Source organism: Bradyrhizobium sp. STM 3561, assembly GCF_045571455.1.
Lineage (GTDB): Bacteria > Pseudomonadota > Alphaproteobacteria > Rhizobiales > Xanthobacteraceae > Bradyrhizobium > Bradyrhizobium vignae.
On record NZ_CP120695.1, the window covers coordinates 1388537 to 1410381 of the forward strand.

General features: G+C 64.8%; 17 protein-coding genes and 1 pseudogene. 13 read left to right on the forward strand and 5 right to left on the reverse strand.

The window, feature by feature from the left end:
- The first annotated feature begins 162 nt into the window (after positions 1-162).
- The 4 genes and pseudogenes from P6U28_RS06305 to P6U28_RS06320 all read left to right on the forward strand — a co-directional run bounded on the left by P6U28_RS06305 (position 163) and on the right by P6U28_RS06320 (position 5386).
- Positions 163-1164, forward strand: coding sequence for a DctP family TRAP transporter solute-binding subunit (locus P6U28_RS06305; RefSeq protein ID WP_122404399.1), 1002 nt, complete (start codon positions 163-165; stop codon positions 1162-1164).
- Between the two features lie 146 nt (positions 1165-1310).
- Positions 1311-1787, forward strand: a pseudogene (locus P6U28_RS06310) (TRAP transporter small permease); the annotation flags it as partial.
- Positions 1788-2006: 219 nt separating this feature from the next.
- A complete protein-coding gene (locus tag P6U28_RS06315) occupies positions 2007-3287 on the forward strand; it encodes a TRAP transporter large permease subunit (RefSeq protein ID WP_244608027.1) in 1281 nt (426 codons plus the stop codon).
- 170 nt (positions 3288-3457) lie between these two features.
- On the forward strand, positions 3458-5386 hold the full coding sequence (locus tag P6U28_RS06320) for an alkyl/aryl-sulfatase (RefSeq protein ID WP_407121957.1): 1929 nt from the start codon (positions 3458-3460) through the stop codon (positions 5384-5386).
- Positions 5387-5567: 181 nt separating this feature from the next.
- Here P6U28_RS06320 and P6U28_RS06325 read toward each other — a convergent pair whose 3' ends face one another.
- The gene (locus P6U28_RS06325) at positions 5568-6638 is read right to left on the reverse strand and encodes a glycosyltransferase family 4 protein (protein ID WP_122404397.1); all 1071 of its coding nucleotides are present in this window, start codon (positions 6636-6638) and stop codon (positions 5568-5570) included.
- Positions 6639-6913: 275 nt separating this feature from the next.
- Between P6U28_RS06325 and P6U28_RS06330 the strand changes: the two genes are divergently transcribed.
- The 4 genes from P6U28_RS06330 to P6U28_RS06345 are packed head-to-tail and all read left to right on the forward strand — an operon-like array spanning position 6914 to position 12795.
- Entirely contained in the window at positions 6914-8677 is a 1764-nt protein-coding gene (locus P6U28_RS06330) for an ABC transporter ATP-binding protein (protein WP_122404396.1), read from the forward strand.
- A gap of 58 nt (positions 8678-8735) precedes the next feature.
- Positions 8736-10940 carry an amylo-alpha-1,6-glucosidase gene (locus P6U28_RS06335; RefSeq protein WP_129145170.1) on the forward strand — a complete coding sequence of 735 codons (2205 nt, stop codon included), beginning with the start codon at positions 8736-8738 and terminating at the stop codon, positions 10938-10940.
- A 23-nt stretch (positions 10941-10963) separates the two neighbouring features.
- Entirely contained in the window at positions 10964-11485 is a 522-nt protein-coding gene (locus P6U28_RS06340; RefSeq protein ID WP_162500385.1) for a PRC-barrel domain-containing protein, read from the forward strand.
- Between the two features lie 23 nt (positions 11486-11508).
- Complete coding sequence (locus P6U28_RS06345) at positions 11509-12795, forward strand: MFS transporter (protein WP_129145169.1); 1287 nt, start codon at positions 11509-11511, stop codon at positions 12793-12795.
- A gap of 146 nt (positions 12796-12941) precedes the next feature.
- Here P6U28_RS06345 and P6U28_RS06350 read toward each other — a convergent pair whose 3' ends face one another.
- Together P6U28_RS06350 and P6U28_RS06355 are read right to left on the reverse strand one after the other, a co-directional pair.
- Positions 12942-14144 (reverse strand): MFS transporter, encoded by a 1203-nt coding sequence (locus tag P6U28_RS06350; RefSeq protein WP_407121958.1) that lies wholly within the window; start codon positions 14142-14144, stop codon positions 12942-12944.
- A 134-nt stretch (positions 14145-14278) separates the two neighbouring features.
- On the reverse strand, positions 14279-14758 hold the full coding sequence (locus P6U28_RS06355) for a cupin domain-containing protein (RefSeq protein ID WP_122404394.1): 480 nt from the start codon (positions 14756-14758) through the stop codon (positions 14279-14281).
- Positions 14759-14995: 237 nt separating this feature from the next.
- Here P6U28_RS06355 and P6U28_RS06360 point away from each other — a divergent pair, with 237 nt between their 5' ends.
- Both P6U28_RS06360 and P6U28_RS06365 read left to right on the forward strand, forming a co-directional pair.
- On the forward strand, positions 14996-15280 hold the full coding sequence (locus P6U28_RS06360) for a hypothetical protein (protein ID WP_407121959.1): 285 nt from the start codon (positions 14996-14998) through the stop codon (positions 15278-15280).
- A gap of 83 nt (positions 15281-15363) precedes the next feature.
- Positions 15364-16080 (forward strand): peroxiredoxin-like family protein, encoded by a 717-nt coding sequence (locus tag P6U28_RS06365; RefSeq protein ID WP_122404393.1) that lies wholly within the window; start codon positions 15364-15366, stop codon positions 16078-16080.
- Between the two features lie 77 nt (positions 16081-16157).
- Here the strand turns inward: P6U28_RS06365 and P6U28_RS06370 are convergent, their stop codons facing one another.
- Positions 16158-17045: a LysR family transcriptional regulator gene (locus tag P6U28_RS06370; RefSeq protein ID WP_162500384.1), complete on the reverse strand. Its 888-nt coding sequence runs from the start codon at positions 17043-17045 to the stop codon at positions 16158-16160.
- A 178-nt stretch (positions 17046-17223) separates the two neighbouring features.
- Here P6U28_RS06370 and P6U28_RS06375 point away from each other — a divergent pair, with 178 nt between their 5' ends.
- The 3 genes from P6U28_RS06375 (at position 17224) to P6U28_RS06385 (ending at position 20313) form a co-directional block, all read left to right on the forward strand.
- Positions 17224-18048 carry a 3-hydroxybutyrate dehydrogenase gene (locus P6U28_RS06375; protein ID WP_122404391.1) on the forward strand — a complete coding sequence of 275 codons (825 nt, stop codon included), beginning with the start codon at positions 17224-17226 and terminating at the stop codon, positions 18046-18048.
- Positions 18049-18133: 85 nt separating this feature from the next.
- Positions 18134-19282, forward strand: coding sequence for a patatin-like phospholipase family protein (locus P6U28_RS06380; protein ID WP_122404390.1), 1149 nt, complete (start codon positions 18134-18136; stop codon positions 19280-19282).
- An 86-nt stretch (positions 19283-19368) separates the two neighbouring features.
- On the forward strand, positions 19369-20313 hold the full coding sequence (locus P6U28_RS06385) for an oxygenase MpaB family protein (RefSeq protein ID WP_162500383.1): 945 nt from the start codon (positions 19369-19371) through the stop codon (positions 20311-20313).
- 64 nt (positions 20314-20377) lie between these two features.
- Here P6U28_RS06385 and glgA read toward each other — a convergent pair whose 3' ends face one another.
- A complete protein-coding gene (gene glgA / locus P6U28_RS06390; protein WP_122404388.1) occupies positions 20378-21793 on the reverse strand; it encodes a glycogen synthase GlgA in 1416 nt (471 codons plus the stop codon).
- Positions 21794-21845: the final 52 nt, after the last annotated feature.

A 21845-nucleotide genomic window follows, 5' to 3' on the forward strand; every position in this document is an offset into this window, starting at 1 on the left:
TTGGACGCGCGCGGGCACCGGGTTGCGCATGCGGCGGTCGTCAAGTTAGCTTGGCTTCGACAAAATTGGGCTTAGGTCTAGTTGTTCGCGTGGCGGATTGCTGCCACTACTGGCCTGAAAAACAAAAAGAACCCGATTTCAGAGTTGTTGGGAGGTACCTTCATGCGCAAGCTGTTTGCCGCGGTCGCTGCCGCGGCTGTTCTCTTGGCTCCCGCCATTGCCCAAGCCCAGAGTCCTATTGTCATCAAGTTCAGCCACGTCGTCGCCAGCGACACCCCCAAGGGCAAGGGCGCGCTGAAGTTCAAGGAGCTCGCTGAAAAATACACCGACGGCAAGGTCAAGGTCGAAGTCTATCCGAACTCCACGCTCTACAAGGACAAGGAGGAGATCGAGGCGCTGCAGCTCGGTTCGGTGCAGATGCTTGCGCCCTCGACCGCGAAGTTCGCCCCGCTCGGCATCAAGGAGTTCGAGGCGCTCGACTTGCCCTGGCTGTTCAAGGACGACCAGACCTACGCCAACGCGATGAAGGGTACGGTCGGCAAATGGCTGTTCCAGAAGCTCGAGGCCAAGGGCATCACCGGCCTCGCTTATTGGGACAACGGCTTCCACATGGTCTCCGCGAATCGGCCGCTGATGAAGCCGACCGATTTCCAGGGCCTCAAGTTCCGCATCTCCGGTTCGAAGATCGCCGACCAGTATTTCCGCTTGCTGGGATCGATTCCGCAGATCATGGCGTTCTCGGAAGTTTACCAGGCCTTGCAGACCGGCGTGGTCGACGGCTGCGAGAACACGGCGTCGAACTATCTGACGCAGAAGTTCTACGAGGTGCAGAAGGACATCACCGTGTCCTATCACGCGCATCTGCAATACGCCGTGATCGTCAACTCGAAATTCTGGTCCGGCCTGCCGCCTGATATCCGTACCCAGCTCGACAAGGCGATGGCGGAGGCGACCGACTACACCAACTCGATCGCGCGCCAGGAGAACGAGGATGCGCTGGCCGAGATCAAGAAGACCGGCAAGACCAATCTGCATTATCTCACCGACGCCGACCGCAAGGCGTGGCAGGAGGCGTTGCAGCCGACTTACAAATGGGCCAAGGGGCGGGTCGGGCAGGAGGTGCTCGATCTCATTGCCAAGGAACTCGACGTCAAGATGAACTGACGGCTGCGGTCCAATAAGAACACGACCAACGGTCGGGGGTGATCGCTCCCGGCCGTTGCGCTTGAATGATCCAACCCGGGGGGACCAAGTTGCTGCGCTTGCTGAATCGTTTTCTCGATCATCTCGAGGAATGGCTGATTGCGACGATGATCGCGGCTGCGACGTCGCTCATCTTCGTCGCGGTGCTGCATCGCTACGGCGCCGGACTGTCGATCGACATCGCCAGATGGGCGGAAGCCCGCAACCTGGCCTTTCTCGCCGGGTCCGCGCGCGCCGCGTTCGCCTGGCTTGCCTCGCTCGACCTGTCCTGGGCGCAGGAGCTCTGCATCTACATGTTCATCTGGATGGCGAAATTCGGCGCCGCCTACGGCGTGCGGACCGGCATCCATGTCGGCGTCGACGTCCTGGTCAATATCCTCCCGGGCGGATCGCGCCGGCGCGTGATCACCTTCGGCCTTCTCTGCGGCGCGCTGTTCACCGCCATCGTCGCCTATTTCGGCGCCGCGTTCGTCAGCCAGATGTGGCAGACCGGTCAGCAGTCCAACGATCTCGAAGCGCCGATGTGGATGGTGTATCTCACCATCCCGCTCGGCTCCGGCTTGATGTGCTTCCGCTTCCTGCAGGTCGCCTGGTCGTTCTACCGGACCGGCGAGCTGCCGCATCACGACACGGCGGGCGTCGAAGGTGTCGAGGCGGACCCGGTGCATCCGGCCCCGGTCACGTCCAGCCAAGTCGTCCGGGACGAGCGCAGCCCGCTCGGCTGGATCCTGATGCTGCTGCCGGTCTTGATCGTCGCCCTGTGCTTCGCGCATGCAGGTCACGTCATCACGTTGCCGCAGGGGATGCGCGTTCTCATCGTTTTCGCACTGCTGCTCTCGTTGATGCTGACGGGCATGCCGATCTCGATCGCGCTTGGTCTGACCGTGCTCAGCTTCATGTTCACGCTGACCGACGTGCGGACGGAATCGGTGGCGCTGAAGCTGTTCACCGGCATCGAGAATTTCGAGATCATGGCGATCCCGTTCTTCATCCTTGCCGGCAACTTCCTGACCCATGGCGGCGTGGCCCGCCGGATGATCACGTTCGCAACCGCGCTGGTCGGCCATTGGTACGGCGGTCTCGCGCTGTCGGGCGTGGTCGCCTGCGCGCTGTTTGCCGCGATCTCCGGCTCCTCGCCGGCGACCGTGGTGGCGATCGGATCGGTGATCCTGCCCGCGATGGTCGCGCAAGGCTTTCCGAAGCGGTTCGGCGCGGGGGTGATCACGACATCAGGCTCGCTCGGAATTCTCATTCCGCCGTCGATCCCGATGGTTCTCTATGCCGTCTCGACCAACAGTTCGGTCGGCAAGCTCTTCATCGCCGGCATCGTGCCGGGGCTTGCGCTCGCCTCGCTGCTCGGCGCCACGACGTTCTATCGCGCCTGGCGCAACGACTATCCGCGGATGCCGAAGGCCACCTTCATCGAGCGTCTCGACGCCTTCCGCAAGTCGATCTGGGGCATCCTGCTGATCGTGATCGTGATCGGCGGCATCTACAGTGGCATGTTCACACCGACCGAAGCCGCCGCCGTCAGTGCGGTCTACGCCTTCATCGTCGCGGTGTTCATCTACAAGGATCTGAAGCTGCGCGACGTGCCGCGTGTGCTGCTGTCGTCGGCAAATCTTTCCGCGATGCTGCTCTACATCATCACCAACGCGGTGTTGTTCTCGTTCCTGATGACCTACGAGAACGTGCCGCAGGCGCTGGCGCAATGGATGATCGACCAGGGGCTGGGATGGATCGGTTTCCTGCTGCTCGTCAACCTGCTGCTGCTGCTGGCTGGCAACGTGATGGAGCCGTCCTCGATCATCCTGATCATGGCCCCGATCCTGTTTCCCGTCGCGGTCAAGCTCGGCATCGACCCCATTCATTTCGGCATCCTGATGACGGTCAACATGGAGGTCGGACTGTGCCATCCGCCCGTCGGCCTCAACCTCTACGTCGCCTCGGGCATCGCCAAGATGGGCATCACCGAGCTCACGGTGGCGGTGTGGCCGTGGCTCCTGACCATGCTCGGATTCCTGGTGGTGGTGACCTATTGGCCCGGCCTGTCGTTGTGGCTGCCACGGCTGCTGGGGATGTAGCCGGACGAAAACGTCGTAGATGGGATGGAGTGCAAGCGTAATCCGCGAGCTTCGTCCTGACGCAAGAGAATCCCGGATTGCGCTGCGCGCAATCCGGGCCACGTATCCTTTTCTTGCCAACCGCCAGATAGGGTTAGATGCCGCGCGACAGGGGAGGGGAGGAAACAAACATGACCGACATCATCAACGAGCCGAAGGACGCAACGCCCTCCGTGGTCGCGCAGCACGCGGCCATGCTCAACGCGCTGCCGTTTTCCGATACGCGCGACTTCGACGATGCTGCGCGTGGTTTCCTCGGCACGATCGAGAATGCGACGATCACAAATTCGCAGGGGCGGACGGTCTGGAGTCTCAGGCCCTACGGCTTCCTGTCCGCCGAGCAGGCGCCGCCCACCGTCAATCCCAGCCTGTGGCGGCAGTCGCGGCTGAACATGCGGCACGGCCTGTTCGAGGTCGTGCCCGGTGTCTACCAGGTGCGCGGCCTCGACATCGCCAACATGACGCTGATCGAGGGCGACAGCGGCGTCATCGTCGTCGACACCCTGACTTCGATCGAAGGTGCCCGCGCTGCGCTCGATCTTTACTTCAATCACCGCGGCACCCGGCCGGTCGCGGCGATCGTCTTCACCCATACCCACACCGACCATTGGGGCGGCGCACGCGGCGTGCTGGAGGAGGATGCGCTCGCCAGCGGCAGCGTGCCGATCATCGCGCCGAACCTGTTCATGGAGCACGCCGTCTCCGAGAACATCATCGCAGGGCCGGCGATGCTGCGCCGCGCGCAGTACCAGTTCGGACCTCTTCTCGCCAAGGGCGTGCGCGGGCAGGTCGATTGCGGGCTCGGCAAGTCGATGGCGGCAGGCTCGGTCGCGCTGCTGCGGCCGACCGACCTCATCATGGCGACCGGCGACAGGCGCGTGATCGACGGCGTCGAGTTCGAATTCCAGATGGCGCCCAACAGCGAAGCGCCGGCGGAGATGCATTTCTTCATCCCACGCTATAAGCTGCTGAACCTCGCCGAGAACTGCACGCACAATTTCCACAATCTGCTGCCGTTCCGCGGCGCCGACGTGCGCGACGCGCTGGCCTGGTCGAAATATCTGGGCGAGGCCTTGCGGCTCTGGGACGGCAAGGCCGAGGCGATGTGCGGCCAGCACCATTGGCCGGTGTGGGGGCGCGAGCGCATCGGCACCATGATCCGGCAGCAGCGCGACCTCTACAAGTTCGCCCATGACCAGACCATCCGTCTGATGAACCATGGCCTCACCGCCGCCGAAATCGCCGAAACGATCCAGCTGCCGAAGAGCCTGGAAGGCGCCTGGCACGGCCGCGGCTATTACGGACACATCCGGCACAACGTGAAGGCGATCTACCAGAAGTATCTCGGCTGGTATGACGCCAATCCGGTCAATCTCGATCCGTTGCCGCCGGTCGAGTCCGGCAGAAAATATGTCGAGTACATGGGCGGCGCGGACGCGATCCTCGCGCGCGCGGCTGCGGATTTCGACAAGGGGGAATTCCGTTTCGTCGCCCAAGTGCTCGGCCATCTCGTCTTTGCCGAGCCCGACAATGCGGCGGCGCGCGCACTCTTGGCGGATACCCTGGAGCAGCTCGGTTATGCCGCCGAGAGCGCGACCTGGCGCAACGCCTATCTGTTCGGCGCGCAGGAATTGCGCCAGGGCATGCCGAAGGTGCCGGCGCGTCCGCCGATGCCGCGCGAGACGCTGGCCGCGCTGCGCACCTCTCAGCTCTGGGACGTGCTCGGCATCCGCCTCAACGGCCCCAAGGCGGAAGGCAAGCATATCGTGCTGAACTGGCGCTTCTCCGACACCGGCGAGACGTTCGTGCTCAATCTGGAGAATTCGGCGCTGACCTACACCGAGGGCGTGCAGGCGGAAGGCGCCGATGCCAGCTTCACGCTGGCGCGGTCGACGCTGGATGAAGTCATTGCGAAGCTGACGAGCTTTCCGGAAGCCGTGGCTGCCGGCAAGATCAAGCTGTCCGGCAACCCGATGAAGCTCGCCGAGTTGATGGGCCTGATGGACGAGTTTCCGAGGATGTTCGAGATCGTGGAGCCGAAGCGGGCGGGGGTGGGGTAGGGGAGCGCGTTCCGCCGCGTTCTCGTAGGCAGCGCTTTCCACACACTCGCTGCCATCGCCCGGCTTGACCGGGCGATCCAGTATTCCAGAGACCGCGGTGCTTGAGCCGAGAAGCTGCGGAGTACCGGATGCCCCGGTCAAGCCGGGGCATGACAGTGTGCCTTGAGGTGAGAGCGACCAGCTACTCTGCGCTGCTCACCAGCTTGATCCGCGGCGCCTTTGCCTCGGTCAGGCTGCGGTAGGCCGCGAGATAGTCCAGCGCCATGCGGCGTGCCGTGAAGCGCGTCTCGAACTGCTTGCGGATCGCGGCGCGGTCGAGTTGCGGAAGGCGGTTCACCACTCCCGCCGCGCTGATGACATCCTCGACGATGAAGCCGGTGAGGCCCTCATCGATGATCTCCGGCACCGAGCCGCGGTTGAAGGCGACGACCGGCGTTCCGCACGCCATGGCCTCGATCATGACGAGGCCGAACGGCTCCGGCCAGTCGATCGGCAGCAGAAGCCCGAGCGCGCCGCTCAGGAAATCGGACTTCTCGTGATCGCTGATCTCGCCGATGAAGTCGACCAGCGGATTGTTCTCGATCATCGGCCGGATCAATTCGTCGTAGTAATCCTGATCGGCGCGATCGACCTTGGCCGCGATCTTCAGCGGAATACCGCAATGGGTTGCGATCTTGATGGCGCGGTCGACGCCCTTCTCCGGCGCGATGCGGCCGAGCACGGCGAGATATTCCTGTTTTGCCGCCTTCGGCGTCAGCAGCTTCTCCGGCAGGCCGTGGTGGATCGTCGTCACCCAGTTCGCCTGCGGCACCGGCCGCCGCTGCGCGTTGGAGATCGAAATGACGGGCATCTTGGAGAAAGTATTGAATACCGGCTGATGCTCTGGCAGATCGAGCCGGCCGTGCAGCGTAGTCACGAATGGCGTCGGCTGACGGTGGAACAGCGACCACGGATAGTAGTCGAGATGGAAGTGGAGAAAGTCGAACTCCTCGTCGTCACATTTTTGCCGCACCCGCTCCAGCAGCACCATGTGCAGCGCATTGGGATCGCGCACGGAACCGTCGAGACGGAGCGCCTTCGGCCACAACGCATCCAGCTTGCCTGATGTCTGGGAGTCGCCGCTGGCGAACAACGTCACTTCGTGTCCAAGGGCCACCAGCTCTTCCGTCAACCAATGCACCACCCGCTCGGTGCCGCCATACAGCTTGGGTGGAACAGCCTCCGTCAACGGAGCTACCTGCGCGATGCGCATCTCACCATCTCCTCTGTGCGATCATGATTGAAAACCCCCGCCTGTACGGCACCGGCAAATGCCAGCCAAGGGAACGTTTCCGCACCTGCGAAGTTCCTTCCCCCAAACGTTACATATTCGACACGTCAGGGGATCGTCGCGATGCTGCCACCACATCTTCGCAGATCGTCCGTATCCGCATGTCGTGATGAGCTTGCCCGGGAACCGAGGCGAAGTGGTCGATGTTCACTCGACCAGTGACGAAACGAAAATCAGCATAACGGGGCGATAGCCATATGGATCAGCTTTCTGGATACGCGCGCAGGCCATTTGCCTTTGTCTTGCGCTATCTTCGGCGTCGCCTCGCGGCGCATTTGCTGATTCTGACCGCGGTCGTGGCCGCCGTCGCCTGCTCCGTGGGCACCCAATACGGCGTCAAATCCCTGGTCGACAGCTTGTCCGCCGGACCCTCACATGGTGGCAGCGTATGGCTGGCATTCATTTTGCTCATGTCGCTGATCACGGCCGACAACTTCCTGTGGCGGATCGCGAGCTGGACGGCGAGCTTCACCTTCGTTCGTGTCACGGGTGACTTACGTCGTGACATATTTCGTCATCTGACCGGACATGCGCCGAGCTACTTCTCGGACCGGATGCCCGGCATGCTGACGAGCCGCATCACGGCGACGTCGAACGCGGTGTTCACCGTCGAAAACATGTTTGTCTGGAACGTGCTACCGCCCTGCATTGCCACAATTGCGGCAATTGCCTTGATTGGAACCGTCAGCCCCTACATGGCCCTCGGGCTGATCGTGATCGCCGGTGGCATGGTCATTGCGATGTTTCGTCTGGCAGCCGCGGGCAAGCCGCTGCATGACGATTTCGCCGACAAGGCCGCGGTGGTCGATGGCGAGATGATCGACGTCATCAGCAACATGCCGCTGGTGCGCGCCTTCTGCGGCATCAGCCACGAGCATGAGCGGTTCGACGCGACGGTGAACCGCGAGATCACCGCGCGCGGCCGCAGCCTGCGCTATCTGGAGAAGCTGCGGCTGACGCATGCCGGCGTGACCGTGCTGTTGACGGTGGCGCTGATGGCCTGGGCGATCACGCTCTGGCAAAAGGGCGAGGCAACCACCGGCGATGTCGTGCTGGTCTGCACGCTCGGTCTCTCCATCCTCAACGCGACGCGCGATCTCGCGGTGGCGCTGGTCGACGTCACCCAGCACGTTGCGCGCCTGACCGAGGCCATCGCCACGCTGCTGGTGCCGCACGAATTGCGCGATCACCCCGAGGCCGAGCCGCTGGTGAAGAGCGGCGCCGCGATCGCATTCAACAACGTCACCTTCGGCTATCCCGGCGGCGAGAAGATTTTCGAGCGGTTCAGCCTGCGCCTCCAGCCCGGTCAGCGTGTCGGACTGGTTGGGCAGTCCGGCGGCGGCAAATCGACGCTGTTCACGCTGCTCCAGCGCTTCTACGACGTGGACGATGGCAGTATCACCATCGACGGCCAGGACATCTCGAAGGTGACGCAGCTGAGCCTGCGCGAGGCGATTTCCGTCGTGCCGCAGGACATTTCCTTGTTTCATCGCTCCATTCGCGAGAACATCCGCTATGGCCGGCCGAACGCAACCGACGACGAGGTGCTGCGCGCGGCGATCGCGGCGCGCTGCGACTTCGTCGAGAGCCTGCCTGACGGCCTCGACACCATGGTCGGCGACCGCGGTGTGAAGATGTCCGGCGGCCAGCGCCAGCGCATCGCCATCGCGCGCGCCTTCCTGAAGGATGCGCCGATCCTGCTGCTCGATGAGGCGACCGCAGCACTCGACAGCGAATCCGAGGAGGCGATCCGCGAGGCGCTGTCGCGCCTGATGCGTGGCCGCACCGTGATCGCGATCGCGCATCGCCTGGCGACGCTGCGCAATTTCGATCGCGTGGTGGTGCTCAAGGCCGGTAAGATCATCGAGGACGGTGCGCCCGACCGGCTGATGCAGGGTCACGGTCCCTACCGTGAGCTGGTGACCCAGGAGATGAACCGGCTCGCGAAGGTCGCCGCGTAGATCCAGCCGTCTCGTTCGCGTTGGTTGCGTTTCGAATCAAGGCGCAGGGGAGCAGCTCATGGCAGCCGAAACCGTAACCCAGATCGTATCCATATCGCAGGCGACGGAAGCCGTCGCGGAGCAGACGTTCTACATTCCGATGACGGGGCCCGCCGCCCGGCCGCGGCGATCCCTCAAGCACGACGACACCTTCATCGTGCTCGACAGCCATGGTGACATCGGCGCTTCGGCGGGCGGGCCGGACGGTCTGTTTCACTGCGACACGCGCTATCTGGCGCGGCTGGAGCTCGTGCTCGACGATCTCCAGCCGCTGCTGCTCGGCTCGAATTTGCGCGACGACAATTCGGCGTTGACGGTCGATCTCACCAATCCCGACATCTACCGCCAAGGCCGCCTCTTGTTGCAAAAGGATCTGCTGCACATCGTGCGCACGATCTTCCTGTGGCGCGGTGCCGCCTATCAGCGCATTGGCGTGCAGAACCACGGCGACGCGCGCGCCAGCTTCGAGCTGACGCTGCTGTTCGACAATGACTTCGCCGATCTGTTCGAGGTGCGCGGCGAGCGGCGCCCGCGCCGCGGGACCGGCACGAGCCGCCTGTTGGGTCCGACCGACGTGCTGTTCGAGTATCGCGGCCTTGACGACGCCGAGCGCACCACCGGCCTGCATGTCGACCCGCGTCCCACCACGCTGTCCGTGAATGCCGCGACCTGGCAGCTCGAGCTCGATCCGCACCAGGCCAAATCGCTGTTCGTCGCCGTCTCCTGCAACCGGCCGGTGACGGAACGGCCGGCGCGGTTCTTTCCGGGCCTTCTGGCTCATCGCCGCGAGATGCGGCAGTCGACGATGGGCGCTGCCAGCATCGAGACCTCCAACAATATCTTCAACGAGGTGCTGTGCCAGGCCATGGCCGACCTCAACATGCTGATGACCGAGACCCCGCAGGGGCGGTACCCCTATGCCGGCATTCCCTGGTACTCGACGACATTCGGGCGCGACGGTCTCATCACCGCGCTGCAGATGCTCTGGGTCGATCCGCGCGTCGCCAAAGGTGTCTTGCGCCGGCTCGGGCATTTTCAGGCCACGGCAATCGATCCGTTCGCGGACGCCGCGCCCGGAAAGATCCTGCACGAGATGCGCGGCGGCGAGATGGCGGCGCTCGGGGAGGTGCCGTTCGCGCATTATTACGGCAGTGTCGATTCGACCGCGCTGTTCGTGCTGCTCGCGGGCAGCTATTTCGAGCGCACCGGCGACGAGGCCACCTTGATCGAGCTCTGGCCGACGATCGAGGCGGGCCTGGCCTGGATCGACGGTCCCGGCGATCCCGACCAGGACGGCTTCGTCGAATACCAGCGTGCGACCGAGAAGGGGCTGGCCAACCAGGGCTGGAAGGACTCCTACGACGCGATCTTCCATGCCGACGGCCAGCTTGCAGAGGGCAATATCGCGCTCGCGGAAGTCCAGGGCTACGTCTTTGCTGCCAAGCAGCTCGCCGCGCGTTGCGCGCTGCGGCTCGGCAAATCGGACTGCATGCGCAGGCTCGAGAGCGAAGCCAGGGCGCTCGCCGAGCGCTTCGAGAAGGCGTTCTGGTGCGAGGAGCTCGGCACCTATGCGCTCGCGCTCGACGGCAAGAAGCGACCCTGCAAGGTCAGGACCTCGAATGCCGGGCAGATCCTGTTCAGCGGCATGATCCGCGAGGACCGCGCGCGCCTCGTTGCTGCCGATCTGATGCGGCCGCATTTCTTCTCGGGCTGGGGCATCCGCACCGTCGCGCAAGGCGAGGTGCGCTACAACCCGATGTCCTATCATAACGGGTCGATCTGGCCGCACGACAATGCGCTGATCGCGCTCGGGCTCGCGCGCTACGGCCTCAAGCACTCGGTGGCGCATGTCTTCAAGGGGCTGTTCGATGCTGCGACCTACATGGATCTGCGCCGGTTGCCCGAATTGTTCTGCGGGTTCCGGCGCGAGAAACGGCGCGGCCCGACGCTCTATCCGGTCGCCTGCGCGCCTCAGGCCTGGGCCAGCGCGACGCCGTTCACGCTGCTGGAGGCGGCGCTCGGTCTCGAGTTCGACGTGACGCGCGGCGAGATTCGCCTGCGCAATCCGCATCTGCCGGCGTTCCTCAACGAGGTGATCCTGCGCGATCTGCGCCTCGGCCAGTCCAGCGTGGACCTGCGTGTTAGCCGGCATGGCGACGACGTCGCGCTCGAGGTATTGCGCACGCGCGGCCAGATCCAGGTCTCGATCGTGCTGGCTCACTAGCGGCGCGTCGTGAGGAGGGTATCATGCGTGCGATCGGAGCGTTGATCCTGGGTGTGGCGATTATGGTTGCCCTCGCGGTCGGACCATTGCGCGCCGCAGAGGATCAGCCCGCAGGCCAGGATGAAGCGAATGCGCCGGCGACGGCGCAGCCGCCGGCCTCGACCGTTCCAGTGACGCCCAAGGACGCCGCGCCGCCACCCTCGGTGACCATCATCGGCGCGAGCGAGGCCCACGGCGTGCTCGGCCGCGACGTTCGCAGCGCCGCCGGCGAGGACATGGGCCGCATCGTCGACGTCATCGTCGATCGCACCGGCCATGTCCGCGCCGCGGTGATCGATTTCGGCGGCTTTCTCGGCGTCGGCAGCCGCAAGATCGTGGTGGACTGGAACGCGCTGCGCTTCGGCAAGATCGCCAACAAGAAGGACAGCATCACGTTGGAACTGAACAAGGCGCAGGTCGCGGCCGCGCCGGAATACAAGGAAGACACGCCGATCGTCGTGCTCGGCGCGTCCGGCAGCCTTCAGCCGCTGCAAGCGATCCAGTGAGGTGCAGGGAGGGCTGACCGCCCGTGCTGTTGTCGAGGAAGCTGACCCATGCAGATCGCAGCGGCCGCGTCGAGCAGGACAACGTCGTTGCGCCGTCGGCTGCAGGCATTCCGGCGCCGTCGCGCCAGAGCCTGCGCGGCCTCGACTGGTTCATCTTCTTCCTCGCCGACGTGCAGACCGGATTTGGTCCTTTCATCGCGGTCTATCTGACGACGCAGAAATGGACCCAGGTCGAGATCGGCCTCGTGCTGTCGATCGGCGGCGTTGTCGCCCTGATCGGCCAGATGCCCGGGGGCGCGATCATCGATGCCGCGAAATCGGAGCGTCTCGTCGCCGCCCTCGCGATTGCGACGATCGGTACTTGCGCGCTGGCCTATGCCGCGATGCCGATCTTCCCCGTCGTGGTGACCGCCGCCACGCTGCATGCGATGGCGAGCTGCGTGCTCGGGCCTGCGATCGCGGCGATCAGCCTCGGCCTCGTCGGCCCGATCGCGATCGGCGAGCGGCTCGGCCGCAACGCGCGCTTCGCCTCACTGGGCAATGGCGTCGCGGCGGCGGTGATGGGCACCGCGGGCTATCTCCTGTCGAGCCGCTCGGTGTTCCTGGTCACCTTCCTGCTCGCGATCCCGACCCTGATCGCGCTGTCGCGCATCCGCGAGAATGAGATCGACATCAGGCGCTGTCACGGTGAGATGCCGCCCGAAGCCGCCGATCGCGGCGACACCAATATCTGGCACCTGATCCGGCAGCGTCCGCTCATCGTCTTCGCACTCAGTGTGCTCTTGTTGCACCTCGGGAACGCCGCGATGATGCCGCTGATGGCGAGCGCGGTGACGGCACGGTCGAGCCAATGGGCAACGGTGCTCGTCGCCTTTTGCATCGTCGTCCCGCAGGCGATCGTGGCGCTGCTGTCGCCGACGGTCGGACGCAAGGCGCAGCTCTGGGGCCGGCGGCCCCTGCTGTTGATCGGATTCGGCGCGCTGGCGATTCGTGGCCTCTTGTTTGCGACCGTGCGCGATCCGTATCTCCTGGTTCTCGTGCAAGTGTTCGACGGCATTACCGCGGCGGTGTTCGCGGTGATGGTCCCGCTGATCGTCGCCGACGTTGCCTTTGGCACGGGGCATTTCAACTTGGCGCAGGGAATCGTCGGCACCGCAACCGGCATCGGCGCGTCGTTGAGCACGGTGCTTGGCGGCTATGTCAGCGACAAGTTCGGCAATGCCACGGCGTTCGTCGGGCTGTCCGGCGTTGCCGCGGCGGGGCTCTTGCTCATTTTCTTTGTGATGCCGGAGACACGGCGCACGGTCTGACCCGTGCGAAAGAAATGCGTGGCGCAAACGGGTTCGGCCGGTCAGAAGTCCCGGGGAGAAACTGATCTGGCGTCCGGATTGTGCAAGCGCATGCGGTTGCGGGGCACGATTGGCATCACGCCGGCCGAGGCGGTACGGCCCAGGCGTTAGCGCTTCAAGGCGAGCGTGAGCAGGGCCGCAGCGGCGAGCGCCGCGCCGATACCGGCCACGCACGCATACCATCCGTACTCATCGAACAGACGCCCCAGCACCGCCGTGCCGACCAGCCCGCCGCAGAAGTAGCAGGCCAGATAGGTGCCGCTGGCAATCCCGCGGTTCTCGGCAGCCGCCTGTCCGACGAAGCCCGTCGCGGCGGCCTGGGCGAAGAATGTGCCGATGCCGACCAGCACCATGCCGGCGAGCACTTCGGCCAGATGCGGCGCCAGCATCAGGGGCAGGCCGAGCCCGGCAGCGGCGAGTGCCGCCCAGATCGTGGGCCGCGTTCCCAGTCGCGCGGCCACCTTGCCGGCTCGAAGCGTCGTGACGATGGAGGGCAGGAAGACGAAATAGACGAAGCCCAGATCCATCATGCCGAGCGACAGCGGCGGCCGCACCAGCACGAAATTGACGAAGGTGAAGGTGCCGATGAAGGCGAAGAGGATACAGAAGCCGATGCCGAAGGCTGCTCGCAGCTGCGGATTGCGCCAATGCGCGATGGTGGCGGCGAGCGGTGAAGCCGCCGGCATCATCGCGTGCATCGGCTGCACGCGTCCGACGGTGAAATAGACCAGCACCGTGCCGGCCAGATTGAGCGCCGCGAAGAAATAGAAATTCCAGGCGAGGCCGAGGCCGTCCGCGACCGCCGCCGAAATCAGCCGGCCGACGAGGTTGCTGGCGACATTGCCGGTGATGTAGGCGGCAAACGCACTGCCGGCGTCCATGGCGCTGCATTGCTCGCCGAGATAAGCGAGGGTGAGCGCGAAGGCGGACGCCATGCAGAGGCCCTGCGTGACCCGCAGGGCGGTGAAGACGGCAAGATTGGGCGCGGACGCCAACAGGCTGGTGGGGATCGCAAGAACTGCCAGGCTGAGCAGGATACCGGTCCGCCGATCGATATGCGGGCTGAAGAAGCCGATGACGAGACCGGCGACCGCCATGCCGAAGGTGCTGGCGTTGACCGCAAAACCCATCGCTGCGGGAGTGACGCCGTAGTGGCGCGTGAGCGAAGGCAGGATCGCCTGCGTCGCGAAGAGATCGACGACGGTCAGGAATGCGGTGAGGCCGATCACGAGCGAGCGCAGGGCGAGGCCCGGCGAGTGCGCATCCATCCTCGTCGCGGCCGGTTTGATCGGCGCGGAAACATCGGTCATGGCGTGATTGTCCGTTGATCTGTCGTTCCGGGCTGGTGCGCACGGGACCGCAATGCGGCCCGGAGCACCAGACCCGGAATCTCGAGGTTCCGGGTTCGCTTCGCGCCCCGGAACGACGGCACACTTGGCGCTCGTCACATGTGATGGTCGTTCGGATCCTTGCGGACATCGCCGACATAGAGAATGACCGTTTCCTTGCCGAGGTTCTTCCACCAATGCGAGGTGCCGTAGACCTCGGGACGGATGTCGCCGGCCTTGTGCACGATCGGATCGACGCAGTTGGAGGCGTATTCGACGATCTCGCCCTGCTGCACGAAGATCAGGGCGGGGCGGTCGTCATGGCTGTGCCAGGGCACGATGCCGCCGGGCTCGATGGTCAGCTTGCGGAAGCGCAGCTCGCGACCATCGATATGGGCGGGCTGCTTGCCGAGGTCGATCGCCCCGAGCGTGACGTCGGTGACGCCGACCGGCTTATAGTCGACCATCTGCTGTGCGTTCGGCTTGATCTTGCCAGCCGGACATTCGCCGGCGAAAACTGGTGTGGCAAATGTCAGCGCCCCGAGAACGGCAACGCCTGTCCAAACCACGCGCGACACGATGTGATGCCTAGACATGGGAACTCTCCTGTGTTGGCCGCAACCGTGGTGGTCGCCGGCTATGGCAGGAGCTTCGTCGAGACCGCGTCGATGTTGAAATGCCGGCTCGCTTTCGATGCGATAGCCCGGCGCTATGTTGATGCGCCGCGGCTATCGAACCGATTGGGCATCGGCATTTCCGCTTCCGGGGGATCTGGCGTCCGATGACAGGGCGCCCGATTGGCGGGCGTTCACGTCAATCCGGAGGAGCATCTCATGACGAAAGTGTCCAAAACCCTGATCTTTACCGCGGCCTTCGCGGTGATCGCCACGTCGGCGTTCTCGGAAGCGGCCTGGGATTTGAAGGCCGGCATGGCCTATGTCTATGGCGGGCCCGGCAAGATGTCGGCGATGGCCATGGCTCCCGCCGAGAAGAACCACGCGGCCATGATGAAGAACGCGAGGAAGGTGCCTGCCAACACCGTGTTCTTCATGGACAACGGCACGCTGTACTCCACTTCCGGGCGGTTGGATCCGACCGGCAATTTCTACGTGAATTGAACCGGTCCGGGCATCGGGGCCGCCCCTTGCGGGCGGCCGAACCGGGAAACTAGTATTCGCCCCAGGAATGCCGGAGCAGAAGGATGACGTCTCTATCCCCAGCCGACGCCGAACGGCTCAGGCTCGCCTTCCAGCGCTGCCGCGACATGGACGGCACGCTGAACGAACAACTCCGCGCCTACGCCGATGCCAGCCGCAAGGTCTTCCCTGCCTATGGCGAGGCGGTCGATCGCCTCGTGGCGCGATTGGACGGGAACGGCGGTGGCGAGACCGCGCCGCGGCCGGGCGATCCGATGCCGCCGTTCATGTTGCCCGACGAGGGCGGGCGGCTCGTGACGCTGCCCGCGCTGCTGCAGCGTGGCCCCGTCGCAGTGATGTTCTTCCGCGGACACTGGTGTCCCTACTGCCGGCTCAATGTCCGCGCCGTGGTCCAGGCGCAGGACCGCATCAAGGCAATGGGTGCGCAGGTCGTCGCGATCATGCCGGAGACGCAGGAATATACTGGACAGCTCAAGGCCGAATCCGGCGCGCCGTTTCCGATCCTGACCGATCTCGACAACGGCTATGCGCTGTCGCTCAACCTCGCGATCTGGCTCGGCGCCGAGATCCAGGAGCTGCTGTCCCATCAGGACATGGCGAAATTCCACGGCAATGACGGCTGGATGCTGCCGATCCCGGCCGTGTTCGTGGTCGGGCGCGACCGACTGGTGAAGGCTCGCTTCGTCGATCCGGATTTTCGCAAACGAATGGAGATCGACGATCTAGTCGAGGCGCTGGAGAGCGCGAGCCGGGAGAACTGAGCCGCGCAGAGTGTTCCACCCTCTCCCCTTGTGGACCACAAAGGGAGAAGGAAGAAGCGCGGCGATCACTCACAGTATCACCCCGCGATCTCCCGCCAGTCCGCGCCGCGCAGCATCCGCATCACCGCATTGGCGACCGCCGTCCGCTGTCGGCCGGCGACGCCGTAGAGGCTGACGGTGCGGCGTGCGTCGAGCCCGGTGACTGCGGCACGTTTCAGGCTCTCCGGCACCGGCGAGGTGTGGGGCATCATGGCGATGCCGATGTCGGCCTCGACCAGTTCGATCAGGTCGCGCTCGCTCGAAATCTCGTGGCCGTGATCGACGTCGATGCCGTGCTCGCGCAGGCTGGCGGAGATGCGTCTGGAATGCTCGCAATAGCTCCGGCCGAGCAATTGCTCAGCGCGCAGATCGTCCGGCTCGATCACGTCGTGCTCGGCGAGACGGTGGGCGCGGCTGACGACGAGATCGAAGCCTTCCGTGAACAGTGGCCACACGTCGAGCCGCTCCCAGGCCTCGTCGATCTCGGCGGCGATGCCGAGCTCGGCTTCCCCCTTCTTGAGGAATTCACCGACCTCGCGGCCGGTCCCGCGCAGGAAGCGGAATTCGAGCCGGTTGAACTGCCGTTTGATCTCGCTGAGATGCGGAATGAGCAGCGCGAGGTCGATCGAATGCGTCAGTGCAATACGGAGCGCACCGATCTCTCCGCTCTTGAACGAGGAGGCGAGCGAGCGCGCGCCTACGGCGGCGTCATAGCATTGCTTCAGAAGCGGATGCATGCGCTGACCGAGCTCGGTCAATTGCGCCGCCGGCCGTTCGCGGCGGAATAGGTCACCGCCGAGCTCGGCCTCGAGCTGCTTGATCGCGCGCGTCAGCGACGGCTGCGTCACGTTGCAATCTTCGGCGGCGCGCGTGAAATTCAACAGCTGCGCCACCGCGAGGAAATAGCGGACCTGATGCATTTCCATGGATCGGCTCCCGGCAAAATCGACCGGAAATCTAGCCGATAGGAACCGGGAATGACACCCCGCAAGCGATAGCGCGGACGTATCGACTCGGAAGCTAACCGGCATTTCCGCAAACCCGGGTGATCCCGCACATTTCGAGCCAGCCGCGGCGCGGCGTTGCGCAGAAGAGGTCTGGATCATGAATATCCCTATCAAGACGCAGACGTCCGCTTCGTCCCGCGTGCTGGCCGGCAAGGTGGCTCTCGTCACCGGGTCGACCAGCGGCATCGGCCTCGGCATTGCGCGGGCTCTGGCCGCTTCCGGCGCCGACATCGTGCTCAACGGTCTTGGTGTCGCCGGCGAGATCGGCCGGACACGCGAGCAGATCGCCACCGAGTTCGGCGTGAAGGCAAGCTACTCGCCCGCGGATATGACGAGGTCGACATCGATCGCCGAGATGATCGCTGCGACGCTGGCCCAATCCGGCCGGCTGGACATCCTGGTCAACAACGCCGGCATCCAGCATGTCGCGCCGCTCGACCAGTTTCCGGTCGAGAAGTGGGACCAGATCCTCGCGATCAACCTGTCCTCGGCCTTCCACACCACACGGCTCGTGCTGCCGGCGATGCGGCTGAACGGCTTTGGCAGGATCATCAACATTGCCTCGGCGCACGGCTTGATCGGTTCGCCGTTCAAGGCGGCCTATGTCGCCGCCAAGCACGGCATCATCGGTCTCACGAAGGTGACGGCGCTGGAGACCGCGGAAGAGGGCATCACCTGCAACGCGGTCTGCCCCGGCTATGTCTATACCCCGCTGGTCGAGGCCCAGATCGACGGTCAGGCGAAGGCGCACGGTATCTCGCGCGATCAGGTGGTCCGAGACGTTCTGCTGGCACAGCAACCCAACAAGCGCTTTGCCACCGTCGAGGAGCTCGGCGCGCTCGCGGTGTTCCTGTCGACGGACGCGGCCGCATCGATCACCGGCGCGGCGCTGCCGGTCGACGGCGGCTGGACCGCGCATTGAGATGGAACGGGTTCGTTCCGGCCGGCGTAACAAGCTGCCGCCGACAGCGAATATTCGATCGGTGCAAGCTCAAAAGGAGCGAGACATGGATGGCATGCAGGACAACGCGCGAGGCAACAGCAAAGACCTGCCCGGCCAGGTCGTGCTCGTGCTTCAGGGCGGCGGTGCGCTCGGCTCCTACCAGGCCGGGGTCTACCAGGCGCTGCACGAGGCCGGCATCGAGCCGGACTGGATCATCGGCACTTCGATCGGCGCCATCAATGCAAGCTTGATCGCCGGCAACGAGCCTCGCCAGCGGCTCGCGCGCCTGAAGGAATTCTGGAAGCGGATGGAGCAAAATCCAGTGTGGAATCTGCGCGCCGCGTTTCCGGGCTTCAACGAAAAACTGGCCTATTGGTCGACCGTCACCAATGGCATTCCCGGCTTCTTTCGCCCGAATCCGCTGGCGCATGCCGGCGATTCATTTCCGCTGGGCACCGATCACGCCGGCTTCTATTCGACCGCTCCGCTCGAGAAGACGCTGCGCGAACTCGTCGATTTCAGCCTGATAAACCGCTGCTCGCCGCGGCTGACGGTCGGCGCGGCGCATGTCCGCAGCAGCCGGATGCGCTATTTCGACAGCCGCGACGGCGAGCTGACGGTGAAGCACGTCATGGCCTCGGGCGCGTTGCCGCCGGCGTTTCCGGCGGTGCGCATCGACGGCGAGCTCTATTGGGATGGCGGCATCCTGTCCAACACGCCGACCGAGGCCGTGTTTGACGACAACCCGCGCAAGGATTCGCTGATCTTCGCCGTTCATCTGTGGAATCCGGTCGGTGCCGAACCGACGACGATGGCGGAGGTGTTCAACCGCCACAAGGACGTGCAATATTCCAGCCGGATCGCGAGCCAGATCGCCCGCCAGCAGCAGGCCCATCGCCTACGCCACGTCATCAATCAGCTCGCCGCGCGGCTGCCCGAGAGCGAGCGTGGCGATCCCGCCGTGCGCGAGCTGACGAGCTATGGTTGTCCGACCCGCATGCATGTGGTGCGCCTGCTGGCGCCGCAGCTCGACCGCGAGACCCATACCAAGGACATCGATTTCAGCCCCTCAGGCATCGCCCAGCGCTGGGATGCCGGCTATGCCCACACGAGATCCGTGCTCGCGCGAAGACCGTGGATCGGTGAGTTCGATCCGCTCGCCGGCGTGGTGCTGCACGAGCATATGGACGAGATGCCGATGGCGGCGGAATGAGGGCTTCGTCGTCGTCTTGTGTGATGACGATTTCGCGAACGCGTGGTCTGGGCTAGTGTTGCCGCGTCTTCGTCGCGAGGCTGCAATTGGTCACTGAGAAGGATCTCGAGGCAACGCTTGATAACGTCCGCGCTCACGCGGCAGGGCCGGTTGCCGGTGTGTTCGGTCCGTCCTCGGTCACTTGGCAGATCGACCGCGAGGCCGTGATCTTTCTCGGCGCCGGCCGCGCGCTGCTGTTGCAACTGGCGCATCCCTGGGTCGCGGCCGCCATTGCCGAGCATTCGAAGACCTTTGCCGATCCGATCGGTCGTTTTCATCGCACCTTCGGCATCGTGTTCCCCATGGTGTTCGGCTCGCTCGACCAGGCGCTGCTGTCGTCCCGGCAGCTGCATCGGCGTCACAGCATGATTGTCGGCGAGATGCCCGAGACCGTCGGCCCGTTCCCGGCCGGCTCGCGCTACTGCGCCAACGACATCCCCTCGCTGCGGTGGGTCCATGCGACGCTGGTCGAGACCGCGCTGATGGTGCACGATCTGGTGCTGCCGCCACTCTCGGCGGAGGAGCGCGATCGCTATTGGAGCGAGGCCAGGCTGTACGGCGCCCTGTTCGGATTGACCGGGGATGATTTGCCGGCGGACTGGTCCGGCTTCGCCGCCTACACCACGGCAATGGCGCAGTCGGAGACGCTGACCGTCAGCCCTGCGGCGCGCGAGATCGCCGCACAGATCTTCAGCGGCGCCCGTCCGTGGTTGCGACCGCCGCGCTGGTATCGCGCGCTCGCGGCGAGGATGCTGCCGGAGCGACTGCGCGCCGGGTTCGGACTTGCGCTTGACGAGCGCGACATCAGAGCTGCCGACAACGCGCTCACCTGGATCAGGCGTGTCTATCCGAAACTGCCCGACCGGTTGCGCTACGTCGGTCCCTACCAGGAAGCACAAGCACGGCTGCGGGGTGAGCCGCAGCCTGATTGGATGACACGGTGTCTCAATCGGGCTTGGATCGGGCGGCCGCAAATGGACGCGCGCCGCTAAGAATTGTTCCCGGCGTGCCCCGGACTTGCACAGCAATGACGGCGCCTGTGGAAATGCCTCAGCTTCACACCGATGCCAGCTTCCGGTAGAGCGCGCTGTAACAACCCGCCGAGATGCTCCAGGAGAACGATCGTCCCATGGCGCTGCGGCGCATGGAGTCGAGCTGGTCGTGCGCCACGAAGGCCGAGAAGGCCCGGCGGACGCCGCCGAGGAAAGATTCGCGCGAGGGTTTTGAGAACAGGAATCCGGTCTCGCCGTCGGTGATGGTCTCGGCGAGGCCGCCGGTCTGGTGACCGATCGGCAATGAGCCGAAGCGCTGGGCGTACATCTGGCTGAGACCGCAGGGCTCGAACCGCGACGGCATCAAGGTGAAGTCGCTGCCGGCGAAGATGCGCCGCGCCTGCGCGTCGTTGAAGCCGATCGCGACCCCGATGGCGTCGGGGCGGCGGCGATGCGCGTCTATCAAGGCCTGCTCGAGCGCCGGCTCGCCGGAGCCGGTGACCACGATCTGCCCGCCGGCATCGACGATTTCGTCGGCGGCCGACAGCACGAGGTCGATGCCCTTCTGGTGCACGAGCCGCGCGACGATGCCGAACATCGGGCCGCGCGAGACCGCGAGCCCGAACTGTTTGCGCACGTAATCCGCATTGGCCTTCTTGCCGACCCAGTCGCCGGCCCCGAACTGCTGGGCGAGTTGCGCACAGGAGCGCGGGTCCCAGCTTTCGTCGATGCCGTTGAGGATGCCGGTGAGCTCGGCGGCGTCGGAGCGCAGCTGCAACAGGCCCTCCAGGCCGCAGCCGAATTCGGCCGTGGTGATCTCCCGCGCATAGGTGGCGCTGACCGTGGTGAGGTGCGAGGCGTAGACCAGTCCCGCCTTGAGGAAGGAGACCTGGTCGTAGAACTCGACGCCGTCGATGTGGAAGGAGCTCTCCGGTGCGCCGATCCGCCGCAGCGCCTCCTTCGGGAAGAGACCCTGATAGGCGAGATTGTGAATGGTCAGGATCGACGGCAGCTTGGCGCCGCCCCAGGCAAGGTACGCCGGCACGAGCGAGGCCTGCCAGTCATTGGCATGGATCAGGTCTGCTGCCCAATTCTTGTCCAGCTTGCCCATGGCGAGCTCAGCCGCCGCCGAGGCAAAGCGCGCGAAACGGATGTCGTTGTCGGGCCAATCGTGTCCGGACTCGTCGCCATAGGGATTGCCGGGCCGGTCGTAGAGCTGAGAGCACAACAGCACATAGACCGGCAGGCCGTCCTTGGTCGCGGCCCGGCCGAGCGAGCAGGCCGGCATCTCAGCGAATGCGGGACAGCGACCAACGATCTGAATATGCGTGAGTTGCTCGATGATGTCGCGATAGCCGGGCAGCATGATCCGGATATCGGCAAAGGAGCGAAGGGCGCGCGGAAGGGCGGCAGAAACGGCGCCCAGTCCGCCGACGCGGACGAAGTCGTCCATCTCCGTGGTGATGAACAAGACCCTCAAGAACAGCTGCCCTCTTCCGATCCCGTTCGCTGCTATGCAAGAACGGGTCCAG

Bases quoted from the DNA above. Each gene is read 5' to 3' on its own strand.
- P6U28_RS06355 (WP_122404394.1), bottom strand. From the start codon at position 14,758: ATGTCTAGGCATCACATCGTGTCGCGCGTGGTTTGGACAGGCGTTGCC.
- P6U28_RS06360 (WP_407121959.1), top strand. From the start codon at position 14,996: ATGACGAAAGTGTCCAAAACCCTGATCTTTACCGCGGCCTTCGCGGTG.
- P6U28_RS06340 (WP_162500385.1), top strand. From the start codon at position 10,964: ATGCGTGCGATCGGAGCGTTGATCCTGGGTGTGGCGATTATGGTTGCC.
- P6U28_RS06365 (WP_122404393.1), top strand. From the start codon at position 15,364: ATGACGTCTCTATCCCCAGCCGACGCCGAACGGCTCAGGCTCGCCTTC.
- P6U28_RS06320 (WP_407121957.1), top strand. From the start codon at position 3,458: ATGACCGACATCATCAACGAGCCGAAGGACGCAACGCCCTCCGTGGTC.
- P6U28_RS06380 (WP_122404390.1), top strand. From the start codon at position 18,134: ATGGATGGCATGCAGGACAACGCGCGAGGCAACAGCAAAGACCTGCCC.
- P6U28_RS06375 (WP_122404391.1), top strand. From the start codon at position 17,224: ATGAATATCCCTATCAAGACGCAGACGTCCGCTTCGTCCCGCGTGCTG.
- P6U28_RS06330 (WP_122404396.1), top strand. From the start codon at position 6,914: ATGGATCAGCTTTCTGGATACGCGCGCAGGCCATTTGCCTTTGTCTTG.
- P6U28_RS06325 (WP_122404397.1), bottom strand. From the start codon at position 6,638: ATGCGCATCGCGCAGGTAGCTCCGTTGACGGAGGCTGTTCCACCCAAG.
- P6U28_RS06370 (WP_162500384.1), bottom strand. From the start codon at position 17,045: ATGGAAATGCATCAGGTCCGCTATTTCCTCGCGGTGGCGCAGCTGTTG.
- P6U28_RS06305 (WP_122404399.1), top strand. From the start codon at position 163: ATGCGCAAGCTGTTTGCCGCGGTCGCTGCCGCGGCTGTTCTCTTGGCT.
- P6U28_RS06350 (WP_407121958.1), bottom strand. From the start codon at position 14,144: ATGACCGATGTTTCCGCGCCGATCAAACCGGCCGCGACGAGGATGGAT.
- P6U28_RS06315 (WP_244608027.1), top strand. From the start codon at position 2,007: ATGCGCGTTCTCATCGTTTTCGCACTGCTGCTCTCGTTGATGCTGACG.
- P6U28_RS06335 (WP_129145170.1), top strand. From the start codon at position 8,736: ATGGCAGCCGAAACCGTAACCCAGATCGTATCCATATCGCAGGCGACG.